Source organism: Salipaludibacillus daqingensis (genome assembly GCF_029891575.1).
Taxonomy (GTDB): domain Bacteria; phylum Bacillota; class Bacilli; order Bacillales; family Salisediminibacteriaceae; genus Salipaludibacillus; species Salipaludibacillus daqingensis.
Window position 1 is genome coordinate 269,421 of sequence record NZ_JARZHF010000004.1, and the last position, 25,941, is coordinate 295,361.

Consider the following 25,941-nt stretch of genomic DNA (forward strand, 5'->3'; position numbering starts at 1 on the left):
CTCAGTTTCCACTGAATCGCCCCATTTATTAGCCTTCGATTATTTTTATAAAAACATTTCGTTGGCGAGGTCCATCAAATTCACAAAAATATATCCCTTGCCAAGTACCTAAAACTAAAGAGGCGTTGCTAATAATTACAACTTGAGAAGCACCGACTGTACTAGCTTTTAAATGGGATGCTGTATTTCCTTCTAAGTGCCGATACTTTTCATGCTCCCAAGGATAAATTTCATCCCAGCGCATGATCATATCTTTTTTTACGTCTGGATCTGCATTTTCATTGATTGTAATTCCTGCTGTTGTATGAGCACAGTAAATATACACAACACCATCTTTTGTGCCACTTTCGGTAACGATTTTCTGTACTTCTTGAGAAATATCTTGCATTTCATCTCTTGATCCGGTTGAAAGAGCGAGTTTTTTTATCATCTTTTCTCCTCCTTGAATCATAACATTCTCAGTTATTACTTCGAGCATGATCATTTGTTGCTTTAACAGCGTTTTTCATGATAGCCAAAAGGTCTGCTTCTTCTAATACACGGAGCCCTTCTGCGGTTGAACCACCTGGTGAAGCCACTTGTTCCATTAACTCTTTCGGACTTGCTCCTGTTTCTAACATGGCGACGGAACCTTTAAGCATATAGGTGACAAGTTTTCTCGCTTGTTCAGGTTCTATATCATATGACATCGCTGCTTGTTCTAAAGCATCAGCAAACGAGTAGAGAAAAGCAGGTGCACTTCCTGTAATTGCTGTCATATCATGTACTTTCTCTTCTGAAAGTTCTTCAGACTCCCCTATGGAGGATAAGACCTTTGCAAGCACGTCTCGGTGTTTCTGTTCCACATATTTACCACACGCAAACGTCGACATGGATGCACCCACTTGTGCTCCTGTGTTCGGCATGATCCACGCAACAGCAGCCCCTTTTGGAAGTCGAGTTTCCATATACGAGGGGTCAATCCCTGCCGCAACCGTAATAATAAATTGGTTTTTTATCTTTGTTGAAAGCTCCCGAAGTAACATATCGTGTGTGTCAGGAGGTGTTGCTAAAACAATCACATCATGTCTATCTAATTCCATGGACCAGTTACCTGAGACATTCACATGATAACTTGACCTTAGTCGCTCTAGCTTGGCTTTGTTGTTCTCGTTTGTTACAGTGATTTTCTCGAAATCATTTTTTTTTGAAACAAGACCAGAGAGAATAGCCTCTGCCATTCTCCCTGCTCCAATAAAAAGTATATTCGTTTTACTCATTGTCATCCACTCCTTTAATTACGTTATTAACATAACATGAATCAATAGTAGTGACAAAATTAGCTCCTCTTATTATTCCTTTTTCTCCCAGCATTCCGTTCCCGTTAATCCTGGGATATTCTTAGCATAAAACACAGGATTTTTACCAGCGGAACGTTGCATCTCGTAATCATCGAGAACTTTAAGAGCAACTTTACCAATTAAGAAGATTACTGCCAAGTTTATAACAGCCATCATTCCCATGAATAAGTCTGCCATGTTCCAAACTAACATGACTTCAGCCAATGCACCGAACATGACAAATCCAAGAACACCAAAACGATAAACATAAAGCCATGCTGAGTTTTGTCTAATAAATTCAATATTTGTTTCTCCATAATAGTAGTTACCAATAATTGAACTAAAAGAGAATAACAAAATTGCAATAGCTACGAAGTAAGGAGCCCAATCTCCAACATGAACCGCAAAAGCAGACTGTGTTAGTACGATGCCTTCTGTTGACCCTGTTGTATATACATCTGTAAGTAAAATGACAAAGGCAGTAGCTGAACAAATAATAATTGTGTCAAAAAATACTCCAAGACTTTGCACGAAACCTTGTTTCGCAGGATGACTGACGTTCGCAGTAGCCGCTGCATTAGGTACACTACCCATACCTGCTTCGTTAGAAAACAGTCCACGACGTACACCATTCATAATGGCAGCACCAATACCACCACCAAGTACTTCTTGAAAACCAAAAGCGTTTGAAACAATCAACTGGAAAATAGCTGGTATCTCTGTGAAATTAGTAAAAACAATAAAAAATGCCACAATAAGGTAGATAACCGCCATGAAAGGAACGATCACTTGCGTCACTCTGGCAATTCGCTTAACTCCACCAAAGATAACTAATCCAGCAAAAAACATTAACACTAATCCGATAACAACAGGACTGACATTGAACGCATCATCAAACGATTGACTTATCGTATTCGCTTGAACTGCGTTGAAAATAAATCCAAAACAAAGAGTTAATAAAACAGCAAAAATAATTCCTAATCCTCTCTTTTTCAATGCTTTCTCGATGTAATATGCAGGACCACCTCTAAATTGTCCTCCATCTTTCACTTTATATACTTGAGCAAGCGTACTTTCAATAAAAGAAGTGGCCATCCCAATAAGTGCAACCATCCACATCCAAAAAATTGCTCCCGGTCCCCCCAGTGATATAGCAATAGCTACACCTGTTAAGTTTCCCGTACCGACTCTTGAAGCTGTACTAATTGTAAAAGCCTGAAAAGCAGAAATGCCATCTGGACTATCTTTTTTCTCAGAAATAACTCGAAACATTTCTCCAAATAAACGGAATTGAACAAAGCGAGTACGAACCGTAAAATACACACCTAAACCAAGCAACAATCCAATTAATATGTAAGTCCACAATAGATCATTACCAAAATTCACTACTGCGTCAATCCATGACGTTATTGTCTCAAACATAAACATTCCTCCTACTTATTATAATTTATTAGAATAATAACTCCCATGAGATAAAGTGAGACTACTTCATCTAATGGCAAGCAGAGATAACCCTGCTTGAAAGAATCAAGCCTGACTTTCGTTATTTTACCACTATTTCTTTTTAAAAAGATAAAAATATATAGAAATAGCTATTGTTTTACTATTCACATTTTTATAAATTTTTAATTTAAATAGACAATAAAAAAGACACTTCTGCAGTGCCTTTTAAGATTGTTATGAAATTCCATTGTTTGATAAGGTGAGATGCTTCATCGAAGCTGATGTTGCAATCTTGCTGTGGTGAAAGCGCCCAAATGTAGTTCGAACATTTCTCTAGTTTGACGAAGAGAAAAGGCTATTGAGAATTTCTCAACAGCCTGAACAGTAACTTTTCTATTTTTAATTAAGATATATTTTTTAATCGTTTTTCTAGCTGCTTTAATTTAAATTCATGTTTATTTGCATTTTCATATTGTTTAAGTTTTCTTTTTAACCGACTTTTAGTCCAAGAATAATCAACAATCTCTTTTTGATTCAGATACGAAGCAAAAAAGTCTACATTTCCGGAAGTATACTTATACTCGTCTTCTACTACTTCAAAATAAAGATCGAACGCTTGAAATAATGACGATCCATCAGGAACAAAGTCACCATAAAGATTCATACATTTACGATAATTATTCTCACGTAGTTTTGTTATGAATAACATTAAAAATTTATCTTCATTTCCTTCAAGTTGAAACCCTCGTCGTTCAAGTAAGTTCAAGAAAATTTTCAACTCATTATGGTAAAAGGAATATGCTTTTCTCATTTCCTTTGTCATACTCATATTTATACTAACCGTACCTTCAGAGCGAGAGTACAGCATGTTCAGCAGTGCACGTGACACTTCAGGTTTTAAAAGAAAAGTCGGATGAACCGTTCTCAGGTACTTCTCTACCTCCGTATTTAATAAAGATTGCATCTTTTCGTTCTTTTCCATTTCTAATAATGCTGTTCTTCTTTCGAAATCAGCATATTCTGCTATTCGCTGTTGTGTTTCTTGTGTCCAAACAGCACGCTTTGCCTCAAATTTATTTTTTAAATTTTGAAACATCTGCATCTCCTCCTTTCACGATTTGATAATTTTATCATTACTCATTTCTTATCCATATGCAGTGTATCATATTCAAAACAGAAATAAAATAGAGTTTTAATAAAAAATATGAACGATTTGTTACCTTATTAACTCTCAGCTATTCTGAATAGGCTAAATAGCTGAAAATCACAATATATCGGGTATTTTCAGATAATTTACATTCATATTACACCCCTTAAAGGAAAAGCGACTTGAACAAACGCCATGGAAAAAGTAAAATCAAAAAAGAAACGATATGTAAGCTTATAGAAGAAAGAGGTTATTTCATGAGTGATGTAATTATTATCGGCGGCGGTCCTTCTGGACTGATGGCAGCAGCATCTGCCGCTGAACATGGAGCAAATGTTTTACTTGTAGATAAAGGCAACAAACTAGGAAGAAAACTTGCTATATCAGGTGGCGGACGTTGTAACGTGACAAACAGAGCAGAAGCTGACGAATTAATCAAACATATTCCAGGAAATGGACGTTTCATGTACAGTCCATTTGCTATTTTTAATAACGAGAATATTATTGCCTTTTTTGAGGGGTTAGGTATCAAACTTAAAGAAGAAGACCGAGGCAGAATGTTTCCAGTTAATGATAAAGCGATTGAAGTTGTTAGGGTGTTACTGAATCGAATTCGTGCATTAAATGTTGAAATTCGCACAAAAACAGAAGTTAAAGAGGTTGTTTTTGATCATTCTAATCAAACAGTTACGGGAGTTAAATTAGCAAGTGGAGAAGTACTTTATGCGGATAATGTTATCATCGCAGTAGGTGGGATGTCAGTTCCACACACTGGTTCAACAGGTGATGGCTATCCATGGGCGAAAAAAGCGGGTCACACGGTAACAGAACTATACCCAACAGAAGTACCGATCACTTGCAATGATTCATTTATTCACAAGAAAGAACTTCAAGGTGTTTCATTACGAGAAGTTCGTCTTTCTGTTATCGATCCTAAAAAAGGAAAAGTAATTAAGGCACACGAAGGAGATATGATTTTCACACACTTTGGCATTTCTGGTCCAATTGGCCTTCGCTGCAGTCAATACGTCGTAAAAGCTAAGAAAAAACATGGGGTGAAAGTAATCCCAATGACCATTGACTTATTCCCATCTGAAAACGAAGGAGAGCTCCAGCAAAGGTTAATGACCGTTCTGAAAGATCAACCAAAAAAAGCACTAAAAAATGCTTTATCAGGATTTGTGCCAGAGCGTATGATTGCTACACTTCTAAAAAAAGCTGAGATTGATCCTTTACAAATTTACCATGATATTACGCAAGAGAAAATACGAACGTTAACAAGTGTCATGAAATCTTTCTCCATAAATGCTACCGGAACATTATCAATTGAAAAAGCCTTTGTCACAGGCGGTGGCGTGAGCGTTAAAGAAATCATTCCAAAACGTATGGAATCCAAGCTTGTGAAAGGGCTATTCTTTTGTGGAGAAGTTTTAGATCTTCACGGTTATACAGGCGGATATAATATTACCGTAGCTTTTTCAACCGGTTATACAGCAGGCAGAGCAGCCGCTTTAGGGGAAGATGCAAATTAAGTGAAGGAAATATTAGATGAGGTCCTTTAGAAACGTTGTAAGGTAATAAACAGCTGCTTTACTTCCATTCGTGCGGATGGGTTGCTTCTGAAAGGAACTATCCAACTCTCTTAGTGCCTTTCACCGGTGCCCCTCTCGCTCTTCGGATACTATCCTCATCCTTTACTTCCCTTCGCTCGGATGACAGCAACCGAAAGGAAATATCTAACTTTTTTACTTCCCCTGACTTCACTTCAATCCCATTTCCTTCATAAAATAAACAACATTCCTGCACTTATCAGCATATTTAATACGAAAAAAAGCCGGTTAAGTGAGAAAAACCTTTTCTCACCAACCGACTTTCACATAAAAAACAATACTAAATTCCATATAGTTTTAATTCTAATTCAAGACGTCGAAATTTATTTAATTAGCAACGATATTCACTAACTTTCCAGGAATCACAATTACCTTCCGGATGTTTTTCCCATCAATCTCTTCTTTTATTTTTGGAATATTTAATGCTTCTTGCTCTAATTCATCTTTACTAGCATTCTTATCAACAACAAGTTTGAAACGTAGTTTCCCATTTACTTGCACAACAACTTCCACATCATTTGTTTCTAACCAAGATTCGTTAAATACAGGCCAAGTGCTATAAGATAGCGAACTTTCATGGCCAAGTCGACTCCACAACTCTTCGCTTAAATGAGGAGCTACAGGGGCAAGTAGTTTTACAAACCCTTCCAGATGGCTAGTCGATAACTTTTCTTGTTTATATGCTTCGTTAATAAATACCATCATTTGCGAAATTCCCGTGTTGAAGCGAAGAGAGTCAAAGTCTTCGGTTACTTTCTTCACCGTTTGATGATAAACACGAGTCATCTCGTCTGATCCTTGTGCATCAACAATCTTTGAGTTTAATTGATCTTGATCATTAATCATCAATCTCCAAACCCGGTCTAGAAAACGACGAGCTCCATCCAATCCGTTTTCACTCCATGCGATGGATGCGTCTAATGGTCCCATAAACATTTCATATAATCTCAATGTATCTGCTCCGTGAGATTCCACTATATCATCCGGATTAACAACATTCCCTTTTGATTTGCTCATTTTTTCATTGTTCTCACCCAAGATCATTCCCTGGTTATAGAGCTTCTGAAAAGGTTCCTTTGTATTGACAACACCGATATCGTATAGCACCTTATGCCAAAACCGAGCGTAAAGTAAATGCAACACAGCATGTTCAGCACCACCGATATAAATATCTACTGGTAACCATTGCTCAATTTTTTTAGGATCAGCCAGCTGCTCATCATTATCAGGGTCAATATAGCGCAAGTAATACCAGCAGCTACCAGCCCATTGTGGCATCGTGTTTGTTTCTCTACGTCCTTTTTTACCTGTTTTAGGATCTGTTATAAATAACCATTCTTCATTGTTGGCTAACGGTGACTCCCCAGTTCCTGACGGTTTAAATTCATCCATTTCAGGTAACGTCAATGGTAATTCCTCTTCTGGGACTGGTTCCATCGTGCCATCTTCCCAATGGATCATAGGAATTGGTTCTCCCCAATATCGTTGACGGCTAAATAACCAATCACGTAAGCGATACGTAATTTGTCTTTCACCTTTGTTATTTTCTACTAGCCAATCGCACATTTTAGCAATTGCTTCTTCATTTTCCAATCCATTAATAAAATCAGAATTGACATGAGCGCCATCTCCAGCGTAAGCTTCTTTCGATAAATCTCCACCAGAAACAACTTCAACAATTGGTAAATCAAATGTCTTTGCAAATTCATAGTCACGCTCATCGTGACCTGGAACAGCCATGATGGCACCAGTACCATAGTTAACGAGTACGTAATCTGCAATCCATACAGGAACTTTTTCACCTGAAACAGGATGAATGGCATAGCCACCTGTAAACACACCAGTTTTTTCTTTCGCTAATTCCGTTCGCTCTAAGTCACTTTTTGTTGCGACTTTCTTCTGATATGCTTTCACAGCTTCTTTTTGCTCATCTGTTGTCACTTCATCAACTAGCGAATGTTCAGGTGCAAAAACAAGATACGTAGCACCATATAATGTATCTGGTCGCGTCGTAAATACGGTTACTTGCTCACCCGATTTTTCAAGCTTAAAATGCACGTCCGCCCCTTCAGATCGACCAATCCAATTTCGCTGCATATCTTTAATGCTTTCAGGCCAGTCAAGTTCTTCAAGGTCATCTAGAAGACGATCTGCATAAGCTGTAATTTTCAACATCCACTGTTTCATCGGACGTCGTTCTACAGGGTGATCACCACGCTCACTTTTGCCGTCAATGACTTCTTCATTAGCCAAGACGGTTCCAAGGGCTGGACACCAGTTGACGGCCACTTCATCTACATAAGCCAATCCTTTTTTATACAATTGCAAAAAGATCCACTGTGTCCACTTATAATAGGATTTATCTGTTGTGTTAATTTCTCGATCCCAGTCATAAGAAAAGCCTAATGCTTTGATTTGACGACGGAAGTTATTAATATTCAGTTCCGTAAACTCTCGAGGGTGTTTTCCTGTATCTAACGCATATTGTTCTGCAGGAAGACCAAATGCATCCCATCCCATTGGGTGAAGAACATTATACCCTTGCATTCTTTTCATTCGAGAAACGATATCTGTTGCTGTATACCCTTCTGGGTGACCAACGTGAAGACCCGCTCCTGATGGATAAGGAAACATATCTAACGCATAAAACTTCTTTTTCGATGGATCCTCTGTTGTTTTAAATGTTTTATTTTCTTCCCAATAATGCTGCCATTTTTTCTCAATTTGTTGATGATTGAAAGACAATGCAACAACCTCCTTATGTATTCTCTTTTAATTTAGCACACTAACGTCAGAAAGCAAAAAAATCCCGTCACTAGCTGTCACTAGGGACGAGAGTTAAAAATAACTTCCCGCGGTACCACCCACGTTAGTGCACAATCGCACTCACTCAAAAGCCATTAACGCTGGCATGACGACAAAAGGTATCCCATTCGTTTCCCTTTTGCAACTCCAAGGTGAGTTCATAATTATCTATCGTTAACTTCCACCATCTGTTAACTCTCTGAGCATAGACAAATTATTACTAATCCTTCTCCTCATTTTTACACGTAGCTTAAATATATCATTAGTGCCTATTGTATGCACGGAACGTGAAACTGTCAAGATTGCTTCCTATTAGAATATCCTTTCTTCTATAGATTTATACTTTCTTCGACTTTTCAATGAATCCTATTACTTCCGGAATAGCAAACAATGAAACATAAGTTTATGAAACGGATTTCTTCCCTTCATCTCTCGTAAATGAAAGATGTGGAATGCTTCGGTCAAATATTTTTGTCATAACAAACGGAATAAGAAACAATACAACAAGCGTGTAGAATAATGCCGACATTCCGAATGTATCTGCCATGATCCCTCCAAATAAAGGACCGATCAATCTTCCTCCTGTCGCCACACTATTAACAATTCCTTGGTAGAATCCCGCTTTTCCTTTCGGAGCTAATTTAAATGCGATCGTTGGCACTGCAGGCCAAACAAACATTTCTCCTATCGTGAGAATAACCATCGCCACCACAAAAGCGGTAAACACCTCTGCTTGCGCAAGGACGAAAAATGCAACCATAAATATACTAACGCCAACATATATCTGAGCTTTCAAAGAATGGACCCATCTGGTTATAAAAAATTTAATGATTGGCTGACAAAAAATAATCATTCCTCCATTAATCGTCCATAACAGACTATAGTAACTTAACGGAATACCAAGATCTTGCGTATGAGCAGATATAGTTGAAGGCCACTGAGCATAAGCAATCCAACAAACTAAAAATCCTGCGCACAATAATAATAACGCATGATACCTCTTCTTATTTTCTATTTGTTCACTCTGTTCAAATACATTTGTTGTCGTTGTTTGCGCTCCTTCCACTTGCAAATGTCGAAAAGAGAAAAAAGCCAATAGAAAGAACCCGACATACATTAATCCGTTACCGATAAAAACAAAATCAAATCGAAAACTGGCCAAAAAACCACCAATAGCTGCTCCTGTCGCTACTCCAACATTTTGCGCCACATAAATCGCATTAAATGGTCTTCTCCCTCCTTCTGGCCAAACAGCTCCTGCTAGGGCATACATGCATGGAATCATCATGCCTGCTCCAAATCCTAGTCCTATAAGTAACAAAACATATGCAGTGAAAGATTGATGAAGAGCGGCTAACGAAAACGCACTAGTCATCGTTATACTAACACCAATCATAATCGTTCGATAACCACCGATGCGATCAAATAATTTTCCACCAATTAGATTGCCAATGACACCTGCCGATGCGTTAACCATCAGAACACTTCCAGCAACAGTGAGAGATTGGCCAAGCTCCTGACTCATATAGATCGTATTTAACGGCCATAAAAAAGATGCCCCAGTAACATTAATAGCCATCCCAATGACCAGTATCCAAATAGCTTTGGGCATATGTATCCCCCTCGATATTTCGTCTTCCTAAATAAATAGTAGTGGATCATTACGAAATAAGCAATGATTCATAGCCTATTTTTTAAAAATAGTTAGCCATGTAATGGTTCATTTTAAACTAACAAAATCTTCACAACCTTGTCCTCTTCTCTTACAAAAACTCATTTTTCCGAACGTTCGATTATGATAGGATAAAGAAAACAACGATAAAGGTGGAAAAAACAATGATTGATTTAAGAAGTGATACGATCACAAAACCTAGTCAGCTCATGCGAGACATGATGGCACAAGCTGTTGTCGGTGATGATGTCTACCGTGAGGACCCTACGATAAATGAACTTGAACAATACGCCGCGCAAATGGTTGGAAAGGAAGCGGCACTCTTTGTAACGAGTGGAACGCAAGGAAATCAAGCAGCGATTCTGACTCACTGCCGTTCAGGTCAAGAAGCGATTATGGACGAAGACGCACACGTATTTGTATACGAAGGTGCAGCTATATCAGCTTTTGCAGGCGTACAATCAAAAACATTACATCATCATCGAGGACAAATGTCACTAGATGAGATAGAAGAAGCCATACGAGCAGACGACGTTCATTACCCTGAAACAGGTTTGATTTGGCTTGAAAATACACATAATCGAAGTGGCGGTTCTGTTTTACCAATCGATCACTTGCGAGAAGTTCACCAGTTAGCTCAAAAGCATCATATTCCTGTACATATGGATGGAGCTCGATTATTTAACGCTTCGATTGCCAGTAATACTTCATTGCACGAGATAACTCAGTATACCGATTCTGTTCAGTTTTGCTTATCAAAAGGACTTGGTGCACCTGTCGGCTCTATTTTAGCTGGTGACCAAAACTTCATCGATAAAGCAAGAAAAAAGCGCAAAATGCTAGGTGGTGGCTTACGTCAAGCTGGTGTGTTAGCCGCTCCTGGTTTACTAGCTTTGAAATCAAATATTCAAAGACTTGCTGATGACCATCACCATGCAAAACGATTAGCAGAAGCGATCAATACGTATACTGATTTGTCAGTCAATCATACTGTAGAAACGAACATTATCGTTGCTGATACGAATCATTCTAAATGGTCCGCTCCTCAATGGGTGAAAGAAATGGCAGATCGTGGTGTAGCAATCATTCAATATAAACCGAAAGCTCTTCGATTCACGACTCATTTAGACGTATCAAGCGATGATATCGAAATGGTGATTGAAAAGCTTAAAGAATGTTCAAGAAAGGTTGCTGAATAAACGATGTCAGAAGAAACACCACTTCTTTTTGGAGAAAAAAGATATTACACGTGGAATCACCATCTGAAGTCTCAATACGGAGAAAAAATATTTAAAGTCCCTTTAGATGGAGGTTTTAACTGCCCTAATCGCGACGGACATGTTGCTAGCGGTGGATGTACGTTTTGTAGCAAACGTGGCTCAGGCGATTATGCGGGGGATCGCAAAGACGATCTTGTTACGCAATTTCATTCCATTAAAGAGAAACTTCATCGAAAGTGGAAAAAAGGGAAATATATCGGTTACTTTCAAGCTTATACAAATACCTACGCCCCCGTTGAAGAATTGCGCGACATGTTCGAAGTTATTTTGAAACAAGATGATGTGGTCGGTCTAGCTATTGCCACAAGGCCTGATTGTCTTCCTGATGATGTCGTTGACTATTTAGCCGAATTAAATGAAAGAACATACCTTTGGGTCGAATTAGGCCTGCAAACAGCACATGATAAGACGGGAGAATTAATCAATCGAGCCCATAATTTTCAGTGTTATAAAGAAGGTGTCGATAAACTTAGAAAACACGGGATTCGAATTTGTTCCCATATTATCAATGGGCTTCCGATGGAAACTCATCAAATGATGCTCGATACGGCAAAACAAGTCGCTAAACTTGATGTACAAGGCGTAAAGATTCATCTCCTTCATCTCCTTAAACGAACAGCTATGGTGAAACAATACGAGAAAGGTTTACTTAAGCTGATGGATAAAGTCGACTACATTAACCTTGTTTGCGATCAGTTGGAAGTCCTTCCTTCTTCAGTGATCATCCATCGCTTAACAGGAGATGGGCCTGCTGATTTAATGATTGGCCCGATGTGGAGTTTGAATAAATGGGAAGTTTTAAATGCGATTGATGCTGAATTAGCTCGTCGAAACAGCTGGCAAGGAAAGTATGCAAACGAACATGTAAAGGAGATTAAAGCTACATGAAACTCAGTGGGATCCTTCCATTTGCTAGAGAACTTCTGCAAAAATCTATCCCTGAAGGTGGTGTTGCTGTCGATGCAACCGCTGGAAAAGGGAACGACACAGCATTCTTAGCCAAACTCGTTGGAGAAAACGGATTTGTCTATAGTTTTGACGTTCAAAAAGAAGCCATCGAAGCAACAAAAAATCGAATGAAACAAATGAACCTTGAGAATCAAGTGAAGATTATCCATGATGGCCATGAGAAGATAGAAACACACCTTTCTCCTAATCACCTTCAAAATATCGATGGCGCGATCTTTAATCTTGGCTACTTGCCAGGAAGCGACAAATCTATCGTCACTTCTGCATTCACAACGATTACAGCCTTAAACCAACTATTACACCATTTGAAAAAAGAGGGCATCGTTGTTCTCGTCATTTATCATGGACATGAAGAAGGAAAGTTAGAAAAAGATAACTTGCTACCATTCGTAAGTTCTTTACCACAAGAAGAGTTTCACGTCATGGAGTATCGATTTATCAATCAAAAAAATGATCCCCCTTTTATCATTGCCATTGAAAAAAGATAAGCAAGAGAGATAGTCGCTATCCGACTTTCTCTCTTGCTTTTTTATTCAGTATGCTGTACTTATAGATTATTTAAATCACGTCTTACTTTTTCTACGATACATCCACCCATTTAAATAAAAAAATAACGTTCGTGGGCCGCCACTTCGTATTAACCTCTTCCCCTTTTTCTTTAGTTCTGGATCTTGTTTTACTTTATCGTCAGCAAGATAAATTGCAATTAAACCATTGTTAATGAGTCGGTGAAATTTCCCATCTGGTAACGTCGCCAAAGAGCGATTCGCTTCTTTAAAGAAATGTTCCATTCTCGATAACATTTCTTCTTCGTTTTTATAGTAAAAACAAAAGTTTAAATCTCCTCCAACTCGATCTTCTTCTTGATCGATGAAATAATCCATCAGGATATGAAGTCCTTGTACCCAAGGGAAATAGCCTTCTTTAATCAATTCAGCCTCTTCCTTTGTCATATCGTGTTTTGCAGCTGAATAAGATGTCAAACAAAAAATCCCCAGAGTAGAACCTGAACTAGCAGAAAACTCATACCATGTCATAGGATCAACGTTATTTTCATATTGTTGAAACCAGTTTCTTAGACGAACGACCCTTTCTTCTTCCTTCACATGTTTATGTACTTGCAAATCGCTATAAAGATTTGCTAAGGTGACATTTTCTTTTTGCACAGAGGAATAGGAAGGAAATGATGATATGCATTCTTGACACGTTCGTACTAAATCAGCTAAATAACCTCCATCATTTTTTTCATCTCTATATTTATAATAATCTTTTATCTGTGCTCCAATCGTTAATGCATCAGGCATGGACTGATGTAACGAACGAAAATCTTCAGGATTAAGTGATGTGCTTCGATCACATAGATTATCTAAATAGTCGCTAATCGTCTGATAAGCAACGATAAAGCGAACCGCTTCTCGAAACTGTTTCCCTGCTAGAATGGCATAAATTGCTCCACCTTCACAGTGAAAGGTTTTTGTATCAATACTCATTAGTGCTTGTGTTCTCAGTTCAGGATCTGGGATCGCTTCTGCTTTTTCACGCCACCCATTTAGATATTCATGAACGGTTGGCAGTACATGTTTATATACTTGGTACATTAATGCCCAAGATGTTGTTGGAATTCTCACAAAAAATCCTCCGTCATCCTTTTAGTTATTTGTTTACATGCATCGTTACAAATCCTAGCATATGAGCCATAACTTGACTTTTCTCTGGTTCGTTAAGAACTTCGTGATATAACCCTTCCCATTCTTTGTAATACTTATCACTTATATCGACTCGATTAAACCACTCTTTCACACGGAACTTACTAACAATTCGATCGTCGCCTCCTTGCATCACAAGCAATGGTATTTCAGGGAAGGTGTCAACATGCTGGTGTGCAAATTTAATGGAGTTTTCCAATTCACGATACCAACGAATACTTACTTTTTTTATTAATAGATTATCTTTTTCATCTCTAGCTCGCATTTGTGGATCTCGTGTACCTGAACCAGGTTCTAGCGCTGAATTAAACCGAAGACTTGGTGTCACTTTATTCAACATCAATGAAACTGTCTTTTTGCTAAAAGGAGTTTTATTAAATAGTCCAAAGCAAGGCGAAGATAAGATGACCATATCTGGTAAATAATTCACGTCTTCTTTCATTAAAGTTCTCGTTGATATCAACCCACCCATACTGTGCCCGAAGAGAATTGTTGGAAGGTCGTATTCTTTCGCTTCTTTTAACCATTTATTAACTGTTTCTATGTATAAATCAAAAGTTGGTACGTGTCCACGTGGACCTGGCGTTGTTCCCTGTCCTGGGAGATCACCCATAATCACATGATAATCCATTCTATTTAACTGTTCAATTATCCACTTATATCGGGCGTGGTATTCTCCAGCTCCATGAACGATTACAAAAACACCTTTTGCTTTAGTATGATCCACTTCCCATTTCCACATCATGTATCCCTCCGCGGTAAAAATATAAAAAGGTAGTAAGTTATTTCCTATTATCTTCTCGTTGATTGAAAGGTTCGTCAAGTATTTGCATATATGAATCCTTCCAATTCATCTTCGATTTTTGGTAAACTTATCTTGAAAAGATTGAAGTGAGGAGAGTGACAGTAGTTGAAAATTTATCCATATAAAGGCCATATACCATCGCTTCATTCTTCTGCATTTGTTGCAGATGGAGTCATTATCACTGGTGATGTAACGGTCCATGAACATGCAAGTATTTGGTTTAATACGGTAATTCGCGGGGATGTGTCCCCAACAATCATTGAAAAAGGTGTCAATATTCAAGACAACAGTACATTACACCAAAGTCCAGATTTACCTTTGATTTTAAAGGAAGGTGTGACGATCGGACACCAGTGCCTTTTACACAGCTGTACGGTTCAAAAAAACGCTTTAGTTGGAATGGGATCAACCATTCTTGACGGTGCCGACATTGGTGAAGAAGCTTTTATTGGAGCAGGTAGTCTTGTCCCACCTGGTAAAAAGATTCCACCAAGAACATTAGCGTTAGGGAGACCAGCAAAAGTTGTTCGAGATTTAACGGATGCAGACATCATTGATATGAATAGAATTCGTAAAAGTTATGTGGAGAAAGGTCAGTATTATAAAACGATCATTGAGGAAGAAAAAAAGAAAAATGACTAATGGGAAATGATTTTTTTCTTGAAAATTGAGAAGGTCGCATGGTGATTGGTTTGGATCCTCACGTGACCTTCTTTTTTAGTTTTTATTTTATTAAGTCAGTGAATGCGCTCCTCTCTTCGGACCGTCTTTCCCTTTTTTCACTCAAAGACGGTCTCATGCGCTCCTCTTTTCGGACCGTCTTTCCCACTTTTCACTCGAAGACGGTCTCATGCGCTCCTCTCTTCGGACCGTCTTTCCCACTTTTCACTCGAAGACGGTCTCATGCGCTCCTCTCTTCGGACCGTCTTTCCCTTTTTTCACTCGAAGACGGTCCGAAAACTCTTTTTCATGCAATCGTCCCATAATTTCAACTTCCGTTTTAAGATTCAGGCGATATTAACTAAAAAAACATATGAAACGATAAAAAACGAATGGAGACATGCCCCATTCGCTTTTATTTTCATATTATTTTTTTTCCATTTGTAGTGCTTCTTGTTTCATAATTTCTGCTTTATCTGTCGCTTCCCATGGAAGGTCGATATCGGTGCGACCAAAATGACCATAAGCAGCTGTCTGCTTGTATATAGGACGACGAAGGTCGAGCATTTTAATAATTCCAGCAGGACGAAGGTCAAAGTGTTTACGAACAACTTGAACCAATACTTCTTCACTTACTTTCCCAGTATCAAATGTATCAATCGCAATGGATACAGGTTGAGCAACACCAATCGCATAAGCTAATTGAACTTCACAACGATCTGCCAAACCAGACGCAACAATATTTTTAGCTACATATCTAGCTGCATATGCTGCAGACCGATCCACCTTTGTAGCATCTTTTCCAGAGAAGGCTCCTCCACCATGACGAGCATATCCTCCATAAGTATCAACGATTATTTTACGACCAGTTAACCCTGCATCTCCTTGAGGGCCACCGATAACAAATCGTCCTGTCGGATTAATGAAATACTTTGTTTCATCATCTAATAATTCTTTTGGAACAACGGGTTTAATAACGATTTCTTTTAAATCTTCTTTAATTTGATCAAGTTCTATTTCTGGATGATGTTGTGATGAAATAACGATCGTATCCACACGCAGTGGATTCTGGTTTTCATCATATTCAACAGTAACTTGTACTTTTCCGTCTGGACGAAGATATTTAATCGATCCATCTTTTCGCACTTCACTTAAGCGGCGTGCAAGTTTGTGTGATAATGAGATCGGCAATGGCATAAGTTCTGGAGTCTGATTATCTGCATAACCAAACATTAACCCTTGATCACCCGCACCAATTGCTTCAATTTCATCATCTGACATTTGACCTTCCCTAGCTTCTAATGCTCTGTCTACCCCTTGAGCTATATCGGCCGATTGCTCATCAATCGATGTAAGAACAGCACAAGTTTCATAATCAAATCCATATTTTGCACGAGTATATCCGATTCCTTTTATTGTTTCTCGTACAATTTTAGGAATATCCACATAAGTAGATGTTGATATTTCTCCTGCTACAAGAACTAATCCCGTGTTTACAGATGTTTCACATGCTACCCGTGCATTTGGGTCGCTTTTCATAATTTCATCTAAAATGGAATCAGAAATTTGGTCACAAATCTTATCAGGATGACCTTCTGTTACTGATTCTGACGTAAATAACCTAGTTTTACCTGCCACAAATACGTACCTCCCCTGTATTTTACCCCATAATAATATATAAGATGAGCTTCATCATCGACGGTACTCGTTCTCCTGGCAGAATGGTCCAAATCAACGACCTTTCAAAATAAGAATACGTTTCGTGTTACAAAATCGTTTCTATCTAAGCTAAACACGAAACGAAAAACTCTTTCTTATTTCTTAATACAAAAAACCTTCTCCCCATAGAGGAAAAGGTTACGATCCATTCGCCTTTCACCTCTTATCAACCAAGACACACACACGTGTCCTGCAGGTTAGCACCGTTCACCTTTTTAGATGTGGTGATGGTTGCTGGGCTTCGTCGGGCCTGTCCCTCCGCCTACTCAGGATAAGAGTATCCGTTCGCCAAAATAATACATGATATCTCTTACTATGTCAAGATTTCCAAGCAGGAAAGTTTGCTCACTTATTCACAATTATGACAATCTGTTGACGGTTTCCAAAAACTATATCCTACTTTCAGGAAATATATTAAGATATAACTATACAAAGCACATCTACTTCACACTCCCATTTTTAAAATTTAACTTCCTTCAACATGAGCTACTTCTCCCGTCACAAAGCGCTTTTCATTCAACTGTCTAATTGTTATATCTCAGTCAAATGTTAATTTATTTCTACAATTCCTCAATTAGTATGTTCCATTCATTTCAATGTGTTATACTATTTTAAAACGAGAAAATAACAGCGCTTTCACTTCTTAATTTAGACAACTTAAATCTGTTTCCTCATTATGAATGTACCCAGTCATCTGTCTGTTTCATTTGGTCAATACTTCTTCATTGTTCATATAATTAGTTCATTTTATAAATATATTCTCCTAGTCGTTTGTTCAAATGATGAATACGTTCATCAGTTTAAGAAATATAAATTGAATGAAAAGAAAGGGTTGATGATCATGAGTATGGTTCATTTCGAAGCTGAGTTAAGTCGTGTTTTGCAAGGAGAAAATATTCACAAAGATTTGTCTGTGGCTCAATTGATTGAAAAGGGATTAGAACGTGGAGAAGGAATTCTAACGTCCACTGGAGCATTCCGTGCGACGACTGGCAAATACACTGGGCGCTCACCGAATGATAAATTCATCGTAGAAGAATTATCAACGAAAGATAAAATATGTTGGGGAACTGTAAATAAAGGCGTTACAACCGAAGTATTTGAAAATCTTTATGATAAAGTATTAACATATTTATCTGAACGGGATGAATTATTTGTCCGCCACGGATTTGCAGGGGCCGACAAACAATACCAACTTCCTATTAGAATAGTAAATGAATATGCTTGGCATAATTTATTTGTTCGTCAACTATTTATCCGACCTAATGAAAACGAGTTAACTAGTTTATTACCAGAGTTTACGATTGTATCCGCACCAGGATTCAAAGCCAACCCTGAAGTCGACGGAACGAATTCTGAAGCTTTCGTTATCGTTTCTTTTGACAAGAAGACGGTATTAATCGGTGGAACAGAATACGCTGGAGAAATGAAAAAGTCCATTTTCTCTATTATTAATTACCTCCTTCCAGAACAAGATATTTTAACGATGCACTGTTCTTCTAATGTGGGAGAAGAAGGCGATGTCGCTTTATTTTTCGGATTATCTGGAACAGGAAAAACCACGCTATCTGCGGACCCTTACCGCGCTCTTCTTGGAGATGATGAACATGCTTGGTCTCCTAATGGGGTCTTTAACATTGAGGGTGGTTGCTATGCGAAGTGTATTAAGTTAACGGAAGAAACCGAACCTGAAATCTACCGAGCGATTCGATTCGGATCCGTTCTCGAAAATGTAGTCGTTGATGACACAACAAGAGAAGCTGATTACTTTGCTTCAGACTTTACAGAGAATACAAGAGTTGCTTATCCACTTACCTCTATTCCATCGTCATTAGAACCAAGTATCGCTGGTCATCCAAACGCAATAATCTTTTTAACAGCTGATGCATCAGGAGTATTACCTCCAATTAGTAAATTGACACCTGAACAGGCGATGTATCATTTCCTTTCAGGATATACGAGTAAATTAGCTGGAACGGAGCGTGGAATCACATCACCTAAATCAGCATTTTCATCTTGTTTCGGTGAACCATTCTTACCTCTGCCGCCTGCAAGATATGCAGAAATGCTAAAAGATAAAATGTTAGAGCATAATACCGATGTTTATCTAGTGAACACAGGCTGGTCAGGTGGACCTTATGGTGTCGGAAGTAGAATGAGTCTTCCCTACACTCGAGCAATCATCCGAGCTGCTTTGAAAGGCGAACTAGATAATGTGGAAATGACAACTGACCCAATCTTTGGTCTTCACAGTCCACTTCAGTGCCCTGGTGTTCCAGATGAAGTTCTTCAACCAAAAAGCACTTGGACTGATAAAGATGCTTACGACAAAGAAGCGAGAGCACTAGCTGAGAAATTCAAAGAAAACTTCAAAAAATTTAGAACGCTACCTCAAGATATTGCAAAAGGTGGCCCAACAATTTAATTTTTACACCCTAGGCTTTCCGGCCTAGGGTTTTTGTTTTTCTAACAATTTTTCATCCAATCGCATGCATTCCTTGTATACGTTAATTGCTCTCTTACAGACAACAAGTGCCCCCTGTTTGAAATAATCCATTTATCAATTTTTACATTTTCATTATTATCTAATCGATTATAAAGCTGATAAGCATGCTCTACGCCAACGTGCTCATCTATTTCGCCGTGAATAATCAAGACAGGACACGATATTTTTTCCGCTAATGAAATAGGAGACCTAGCTAAGTATGTACCTTTCGATTGCTTTGGATCTCCTGAAAAAGATCGTCGAAGCATTTTTCGCAGGTCTGGCCTCTCTTCGTACATTAACGTACAATCGGACACCCCACCCCATGTAATCATGGATGTTGGGTTATATTCAGCTGCCACTAGTCCTGCCATAATACCACCACGAGAAAAACCGACAACATGAACGCGCTGATTTTCAACCATTGGATGGGAGCGAAGTAATTCATAGGCTGCAAAAGCGTCCTGTCGATCCTCTCCACCAAAATCTTCTTGCCCTTCGCCACCTTCATTTCCTCTATAAAACGGTGCAAAAACAACAAGACCTTCATTTGCATATTGCATGATTCTCGCTATCCTCACCATCCCTACTTTTTTTATCCCACCTCTTAAATAAACCATGCCATCATAGACCGCTTTTTTCTTCGGTTCAATTAAATATCCTTTTACTTTATAGTCTCCTGACCAATATGTCACAACGGAAATACGAAAGGCAGAAGATGGAGAAACGATCGATTCAGAATAGATTAAATGTTTCAAATAAATCCCTCATTTTTTTATGAAAACTATCGTAGTCATGACACACATTACCTTGCCTAATCATAGTTTATCACAATCAATATTGCATTTTTTAAGGAGGAAAACAATGAAAAACATACTTACAGTTATGTCGATCATGTTTTTAACATCCATTATGTTAGTTGGGTGTGGGCAAGATGATGAACAAACAGAAGTCAGAGTTGCCGAAGTGATGAGATCTATTTTTTATGCCCCTCAATATGTTGCGTTGTCGGAAGGTTTTTTTGAAGATGAAGGCTTGGATATCGATCTAACAACGACATGGGGCGGAGATACAACGATGACGGCATTGCTTTCTGATGGCGCCGATGTTGCTCTCGTAGGTGCCGAGACATCGATGTATGTGTATGCACAAGACGCGAACGATCCAGCCATTAATTTCGCGCAACTCACAAAAACAGACGGAACGTTTCTCGTTTCCCGTGAACCAGTAGAAGACTTTTCTTGGGATGATTTGAAAGGCACAACTTTCCTAGGTCAACGACAAGGTGGTATGCCTCAAATGGTCGGTGAACACGTATTAAGGAAAAATGGTATTGATCCACATGAAGACTTAGAATTAATTCAAAATATTGATTTCGGGAATATTCCTTCCGCTTTTGCGTCTGGTACAGGAGATTATGTTCAATTGTTCGAACCACAAGCAACACAATTTGAAGAAGAGGGCATTGGCCATATTATTGATTCTTTCGGCACGCAATCAGGTGAAATTCCATACACTGTATATATGTCAAAACAAAGCTTTATGGATGAAAATCCGGAAACAATCGAGAGTTTCACTCGGGCCATTTACCGCGCACAGCAATGGATTCAAGATAAAGATACAAAGGAAGTAGCAGAAACGCTTGCACCGTATTTCGATGAAACTCCCCTGGATGTCATTGAACAAGTGTTTGTTCGCTACCGTGATCAAGGATCTTATGCCACTTCGCCTCTTTTGGATGAAGCAGCATGGTACGATTTACAGTCCATAATGGATGAGAGCGGCGAACTCCCAATGGCTATTGATTATGACGAACTAGTTGATACGAAAGCGGCTGATAACGTAGTAAAAGAATAAAGTGATAGATGAAAAGGAGGGGCTCGATATGGCCTTTCTTGAACTCAACCAAGTAGAAAAAACATTTTTTTCACTTGAGACATGGACAACAGCAGTAGAAGATATTGAGCTTTCTATTGAAGAAGGCGAATTTATTTCGATTATTGGGCCGAGTGGTTGTGGTAAAACCACTCTTCTTTCTCTTATTTCTGGATTATTACATCCAACTAGTGGAGAAATTTTACTCGATAAAGAAATCATTGAAAGACCAACGCCAGAAACAGGTTACATGCTTCAGCAAGACTACTTATTTCCTTGGCTAAACATTAAAGACAATATTACGTTAGGTTTAACAACAATGGGGAAAACAACGGACGTGGATAGGCAACTTGCTTTTCAATTACTTGAAACACTAGGTTTATCGGACAAAATTGATCATTTCCCTTCTCAATTGTCAGGAGGAATGCGTCAACGAGTTGCTTTAGTTCGTATGCTATCGACTGATCCGAAATTATTACTGTTAGATGAACCTTTTTCTGCTTTAGATTATCAGACAAAATTAAAATTAGAAGACCTTGTTTTCTCAACGATTAAAGAGCATCATAAAACAGCCATTTTAGTCACACATGATATAGGAGAAGCGATAGCAATGAGTGACCGAATCATTCTTCTTACGGAACGACCAGGTAGAATTAATAAAGAGTTTGTCGTCCCATTACATCTAAAAGAAAAGCTCCCTTTCGATGTTCGAACTGACATCGAGTTCAATCCATTATTCCAAACGATATGGAAGGAGATGGAGCCTGATGAAGATGGATCGTAATGAAATGCAACAGCAATATAAACGCGCTGTTCTAAAAACAACACGAAATGTTCGAATGACACAGCTATCGATCCTTCTCCTCTTTTTTGCAGGTTGGGAACTGACAACATACCTACGATGGATCGACCCTTTATTATTCAGCTCTCCATCTAGAGTTTGGCATTTATTTGTTCTTCGTATACAAGATGGTTCTTTGTTTATGCACACTTCCGTTACTCTATTTGAAACGATCCTAGGGTTTTTGTTAGGTACATTTATCGGAACATTTATTGCCGGCCTTTTATGGTGGTCACCATTTTTATCACGTGTGTTAGATCCATATTTAGTCATCTTGAACTCGATGCCAAAAGTAGCCCTTGGCCCCATTCTTATTGTAGGTCTTGGTCCTGGTTTCACTTCTATCATAGCTATGGGTGCTCTCATATCACTTGTCATCACAACGATGGTTGTTTACCATGCTTTCAAAGAGGTTGATGAGAATTATTTAAAAGTCATTAAAAGTTTTGGTGCATCAAAAAAACAAACATTTTTCCGAGTTGTTTTTCCTGCTTCCTATCCAACATTGATATCGACGTTAAAAGTGAATGTAGGCCTCGCATGGGTTGGCGTTATTGTTGGAGAGTTTTTAGTTTCCAAACAAGGTCTAGGATATATGATCATTTATGGTTTCCAAGTGTTCAACTTTACTCTTGTCATGTTAGCACTCTTAATTATCGCCGTCCTTGCTACAGTAATGTATCATCTCGTAGAAATACTTGAAAAAAAACTCATTCGTCATGAATCATGACTGAATGAGTTTTCATTTATTTAACGATTTATTTTCGTGAAAATACCGTCGTTCAATTTCTTTCATACTTAAAGTTAATACATCATCTTTCATAATAAAACTGTATCGGTGATTTGATCGAATGTCATTTGGTAGTTTAAGCATAAGCTTAGGTCCTTTTGTTTCAAAATAGTTCTTTTTTGTAATCAATTCATTAATGATCGCAAAATAAACGTTTTTTATAACGGTTTCACTTTTACCTAATACTTTGTATTGCCCAACATAATATAGGTCTTTCACGATCCCTCCTGTTTCTTCAAACACTTCCCTTATTGCCGCTTCTTTTCCCGTTTCACCTGGTTCTACTTTTCCTCCTGGAAATTCAATTCCACGTGAAGGATGTAAGGTTAAAAGCCAACTTCCTTTATACCAAGCGACAACCCATACGTGTTTAGGTTTGTCCGAATAAGGGTGATCTTGTAACGAAAAGCTCACTTCATTATGATAGTAGTCATGAAATGACTGTTCTTTTATCATTTCTATCTAACCTCCAAACAGTAAGGACATCGCTAACTTATAAAATACTCCACCTGTATTCTAATAAAATGTCAGTCATTTGTCTAATTTTACAGACTTTTATCTAACAGTATAAAGCTTAGAAAACGTAAAAACCAACGCCTCGTATAGACGTTGGTAGAAAAAAATTATTCAAATTATTTTAAGTCATCCGTGAATTTTTTTGCTTCTTTTTTCACATCATCAATTGGTTCTGTTACATCACCAGTTAGTTCTTTCGTTGATTTCTTAAACTCTCTTAACGTTTGACCAGCTGCACGCCCTATTTCTGGAAGTTTTTTCGGCCCAAAAATAATTAACGCTAATACAAGAATCAATACTAATCCTGGAATTCCAATATTAGATAACATCGTAATCCCCCCTTTTCATTGCTAATTTTGTTATATATGGATACCTTTAGAATTTAAATATATATTGGTGATACGTTATTATCTACAGTATAACCGCCAAGTTTATGGACATTCTCTTTAAACGATTCACTATGCAACGTTTGTAATAACCGCTTCCCTTGCTCTCCTTGGAAAAAATCTTTTGTCATAAGCAAATCATAAGACTCTTCTTCAATCGGTATGAAATCCAATTCCATCGCTTTTGCAGCCGAGAAAATCCCCATTCCCACTGCTTTTTCATCCATTTTCACCTCAGCAGCAACACTTAAGTGAGTGAACATTTCTCTTTCATAACCCGTTATGTCACCTGGATCAATATCATTCTTTTTTAATAAATGATCAAACAGTATTCTCGTTCCTGCCCCACGCTGTCTATTCACATAATGAGCTTTTTTCTCTTTAATTTCATGAACAGACGTTAGTCCAAGTGGATTTCCAACTGGAACGATTAATCCTTGTTGTCTTTTTAGAAATGGCAACAGGACTAAATCCAATCCTTTCAAAAATCTTTCCAGATAAGGTAGATTGTACGTTCCTGTTTCCGGATCAAGCAAATGAATCCCTGCAACATGAGATTCTCCTCTTTTAATCGCCATCAGCCCAGCCATACTGCCTGTGTGACTAGCAGTCACCTTCGACCGGAAATTTATTTTTTTCATTTCTGATGACAGAACATCAATAGACAAATCATGGCTTCCGGAAAATAGAATAGATGCTTGAATCTCAGATTTCGGTCTCATTAATTCAGCGACAACTTCTTCACCTTGCTCCACGCCTAATTGACTTGCCGGAATGGTAATAACACCATCTGATTTGACAAGAGACATGGTCACACTTGCTGAACGAGTAAGCGGATTCGCCACGTACTTCCCATTTACATAACCTATATGCACACGAATAAAATCTTCTGATCCCATATTCGATACAATTCTTCTCCCTGCATAGACAGAGAGCGTTTCTTTTTCCGGAACGGCTATTTCAGAGAATTGATGAATAATTGGTTTGACAAACCACTCCATGACAAAGTAGGCAGAAACTGGGTATCCCGGAACCCCTATAACAATTGTTCCATTGATCTTACCAATAATCACTGGTTTTCCTGGTCGAGTAGCAATTCCATGTGTAATCACTTCTCCGAGTTCTTGGATAATATGAGCAGTATAATCTTTTGAACCAGCGGATGAACCAGCATTAATAATAACTAAGTCCGCTTCTAAGCTACCTTTTACTAATGCGGCGCGAATTTTGTCTGGATCATCTTTCACGATAGGATGAAGTTCAGGTTCCCCTCCCCATTCTTTCACAAGTTCAGAAAAAATCGTGCCATTAAATTCAATTAATTTCCCTGGTTGCAACGGTTCATTAGGCGGAACTAACTCACTACCTGACGGGAAAATATGCACTTTCGGTTTACGCATGACGGAAACTCTTTCAATTCTTGCTGCTAAAAGAGCCCCTGCATCAATCGGCCGAATTCTATGACCTTGTGGAAGAAGCATTTCACCAAACGTAATATCCTCTCCAATAGGTCGAATCCGTTGCCATGGAACAGCGGGTGCGATGATCTCTAGAACTCCAGGTTCTACCTCATTGACGTCTTCAATCATAATGACTGCATCAAATTCATGTGGAATTAAGTTACCCGTATCCACGTAAACAAAATCTTTATACTCAGCTAATTGTAATGGCGCACTTTCATGAGCTTCCTCTGTATCACTTGCTCTTACTGCGATCCCATCCATAGCCGAAGCATGAAAATGCGGGTTAGACGCCTGCGCATATATCGGTTCTGACGTTATTCTTCCGACAGAATCTTGTGTCGGAACTTTTTCTATTTTATCTTTGAAATCAATAAGCTGAAAACATTGTTCTAAAGCTTCTTGTCTTGGAGTATCTTCTAAATAAATCGTTCGCTCCCGTTTTGTTTTCAT

General features: G+C 38.4%; 22 protein-coding genes, 1 riboswitch and 1 other annotated feature. Of the genes, 9 read left to right on the forward strand and 13 right to left on the reverse strand.

What is annotated here, in order from left to right:
• Positions 1 to 28: 28 nt before the first annotated feature.
• The 4 genes from QDN89_RS10000 to QDN89_RS10015 form a co-directional block, all read right to left on the reverse strand.
• Complete coding sequence (locus QDN89_RS10000; RefSeq protein ID WP_280769988.1) at positions 29 to 430, reverse strand: secondary thiamine-phosphate synthase enzyme YjbQ; 402 nt, start codon at positions 428 to 430, stop codon at positions 29 to 31.
• Positions 431 to 458: 28 nt separating this feature from the next.
• A complete protein-coding gene (gene proC / locus QDN89_RS10005) occupies positions 459 to 1,259 on the reverse strand; it encodes a pyrroline-5-carboxylate reductase (protein WP_280769989.1) in 801 nt (266 codons plus the stop codon).
• A gap of 72 nt (positions 1,260 to 1,331) precedes the next feature.
• A complete protein-coding gene (locus tag QDN89_RS10010) occupies positions 1,332 to 2,747 on the reverse strand; it encodes an alanine/glycine:cation symporter family protein (RefSeq protein WP_425335388.1) in 1,416 nt (471 codons plus the stop codon).
• A gap of 418 nt (positions 2,748 to 3,165) precedes the next feature.
• Positions 3,166 to 3,858, reverse strand: a complete 693-nt coding sequence (locus QDN89_RS10015) for a hypothetical protein (RefSeq protein WP_280769991.1) — start codon at positions 3,856 to 3,858, stop codon at positions 3,166 to 3,168.
• Between the two features lie 308 nt (positions 3,859 to 4,166).
• Between QDN89_RS10015 and QDN89_RS10020 the strand changes: the two genes are divergently transcribed.
• Positions 4,167 to 5,441 carry a BaiN/RdsA family NAD(P)/FAD-dependent oxidoreductase gene (locus tag QDN89_RS10020; protein WP_280769992.1) on the forward strand — a complete coding sequence of 425 codons (1,275 nt, stop codon included), beginning with the start codon at positions 4,167 to 4,169 and terminating at the stop codon, positions 5,439 to 5,441.
• Between the two features lie 405 nt (positions 5,442 to 5,846).
• On the opposite strand, the gene leuS is transcribed toward QDN89_RS10020, so the two are convergent.
• Both leuS and QDN89_RS10030 read right to left on the reverse strand, forming a co-directional pair.
• Positions 5,847 to 8,264, reverse strand: a complete 2,418-nt coding sequence (leuS, locus tag QDN89_RS10025; RefSeq protein ID WP_280769993.1) for a leucine--tRNA ligase — start codon at positions 8,262 to 8,264, stop codon at positions 5,847 to 5,849.
• 79 nt (positions 8,265 to 8,343) lie between these two features.
• Positions 8,344 to 8,567 (reverse strand) — a binding site (T-box leader).
• A 160-nt stretch (positions 8,568 to 8,727) separates the two neighbouring features.
• On the reverse strand, positions 8,728 to 9,936 hold the full coding sequence (locus QDN89_RS10030; protein WP_280769994.1) for an MDR family MFS transporter: 1,209 nt from the start codon (positions 9,934 to 9,936) through the stop codon (positions 8,728 to 8,730).
• Positions 9,937 to 10,160: 224 nt separating this feature from the next.
• On the opposite strand from QDN89_RS10030, the gene ltaE reads away from it, so the two are divergent.
• From ltaE to mnmM, 3 genes are read left to right on the forward strand one after another with little or no spacing between them, the layout of a single operon-like run.
• Positions 10,161 to 11,195 (forward strand): low-specificity L-threonine aldolase, encoded by a 1,035-nt coding sequence (ltaE, locus tag QDN89_RS10035; RefSeq protein ID WP_280769995.1) that lies wholly within the window; start codon positions 10,161 to 10,163, stop codon positions 11,193 to 11,195.
• Between the two features lie 3 nt (positions 11,196 to 11,198).
• Positions 11,199 to 12,164, forward strand: a complete 966-nt coding sequence (gene mnmL / locus QDN89_RS10040; protein ID WP_280769996.1) for a tRNA modification radical SAM protein MnmL/YtqA — start codon at positions 11,199 to 11,201, stop codon at positions 12,162 to 12,164.
• Complete coding sequence (mnmM, locus tag QDN89_RS10045; protein ID WP_280769997.1) at positions 12,161 to 12,733, forward strand: tRNA 5-(aminomethyl)-2-thiouridylate-methyltransferase MnmM; 573 nt, start codon at positions 12,161 to 12,163, stop codon at positions 12,731 to 12,733. Before mnmL ends, mnmM begins: the two co-directional genes overlap by 4 nt.
• Positions 12,734 to 12,808: 75 nt before the next feature.
• Here the strand turns inward: mnmM and QDN89_RS10050 are convergent, their stop codons facing one another.
• Positions 12,809 to 13,873 (reverse strand): tetraprenyl-beta-curcumene synthase family protein, encoded by a 1,065-nt coding sequence (locus tag QDN89_RS10050; RefSeq protein ID WP_280769998.1) that lies wholly within the window; start codon positions 13,871 to 13,873, stop codon positions 12,809 to 12,811.
• 25 nt (positions 13,874 to 13,898) lie between these two features.
• Complete coding sequence (locus QDN89_RS10055; protein ID WP_280769999.1) at positions 13,899 to 14,696, reverse strand: alpha/beta hydrolase; 798 nt, start codon at positions 14,694 to 14,696, stop codon at positions 13,899 to 13,901.
• A gap of 165 nt (positions 14,697 to 14,861) precedes the next feature.
• Here QDN89_RS10055 and QDN89_RS10060 point away from each other — a divergent pair, with 165 nt between their 5' ends.
• Positions 14,862 to 15,398: a gamma carbonic anhydrase gene (locus QDN89_RS10060; RefSeq protein WP_280770000.1), complete on the forward strand. Its 537-nt coding sequence runs from the start codon at positions 14,862 to 14,864 to the stop codon at positions 15,396 to 15,398.
• 444 nt (positions 15,399 to 15,842) lie between these two features.
• Here QDN89_RS10060 and metK read toward each other — a convergent pair whose 3' ends face one another.
• Entirely contained in the window at positions 15,843 to 17,054 is a 1,212-nt protein-coding gene (metK, locus tag QDN89_RS10065; protein ID WP_280770001.1) for a methionine adenosyltransferase, read from the reverse strand.
• Between the two features lie 241 nt (positions 17,055 to 17,295).
• Positions 17,296 to 17,413: riboswitch (SAM riboswitch) on the reverse strand.
• 563 nt (positions 17,414 to 17,976) lie between these two features.
• Here metK and pckA point away from each other — a divergent pair.
• Positions 17,977 to 19,560, forward strand: coding sequence for a phosphoenolpyruvate carboxykinase (ATP) (gene pckA, locus QDN89_RS10070; RefSeq protein ID WP_425335389.1), 1,584 nt, complete (start codon positions 17,977 to 17,979; stop codon positions 19,558 to 19,560).
• A gap of 41 nt (positions 19,561 to 19,601) precedes the next feature.
• Here the strand turns inward: pckA and QDN89_RS10075 are convergent, their stop codons facing one another.
• Positions 19,602 to 20,378: an alpha/beta hydrolase family protein gene (locus tag QDN89_RS10075; RefSeq protein WP_280770002.1), complete on the reverse strand. Its 777-nt coding sequence runs from the start codon at positions 20,376 to 20,378 to the stop codon at positions 19,602 to 19,604.
• A 106-nt stretch (positions 20,379 to 20,484) separates the two neighbouring features.
• Between QDN89_RS10075 and QDN89_RS10080 the strand changes: the two genes are divergently transcribed.
• From QDN89_RS10080 to QDN89_RS10090, 3 genes are read left to right on the forward strand one after another with little or no spacing between them, the layout of a single operon-like run.
• A complete protein-coding gene (locus QDN89_RS10080; protein WP_280770003.1) occupies positions 20,485 to 21,477 on the forward strand; it encodes an ABC transporter substrate-binding protein in 993 nt (330 codons plus the stop codon).
• A 28-nt stretch (positions 21,478 to 21,505) separates the two neighbouring features.
• Complete coding sequence (locus QDN89_RS10085) at positions 21,506 to 22,279, forward strand: ABC transporter ATP-binding protein (protein WP_280770004.1); 774 nt, start codon at positions 21,506 to 21,508, stop codon at positions 22,277 to 22,279.
• On the forward strand, positions 22,269 to 23,066 hold the full coding sequence (locus QDN89_RS10090) for an ABC transporter permease (RefSeq protein WP_280770116.1): 798 nt from the start codon (positions 22,269 to 22,271) through the stop codon (positions 23,064 to 23,066). Before QDN89_RS10085 ends, QDN89_RS10090 begins: the two co-directional genes overlap by 11 nt.
• A gap of 12 nt (positions 23,067 to 23,078) precedes the next feature.
• On the opposite strand, the gene ytkD is transcribed toward QDN89_RS10090, so the two are convergent.
• From ytkD to QDN89_RS10105, 3 genes are all read right to left on the reverse strand, one after another.
• Positions 23,079 to 23,582 (reverse strand): RNA deprotection pyrophosphohydrolase, encoded by a 504-nt coding sequence (gene ytkD / locus QDN89_RS10095; RefSeq protein ID WP_280770005.1) that lies wholly within the window; start codon positions 23,580 to 23,582, stop codon positions 23,079 to 23,081.
• Positions 23,583 to 23,758: 176 nt separating this feature from the next.
• The gene (gene tatA / locus QDN89_RS10100; RefSeq protein WP_280770006.1) at positions 23,759 to 23,971 is read right to left on the reverse strand and encodes a twin-arginine translocase TatA/TatE family subunit; all 213 of its coding nucleotides are present in this window, start codon (positions 23,969 to 23,971) and stop codon (positions 23,759 to 23,761) included.
• A gap of 53 nt (positions 23,972 to 24,024) precedes the next feature.
• Positions 24,025 to 25,941, reverse strand: a complete 1,917-nt coding sequence (locus QDN89_RS10105) for a molybdopterin biosynthesis protein (RefSeq protein ID WP_280770007.1) — start codon at positions 25,939 to 25,941, stop codon at positions 24,025 to 24,027.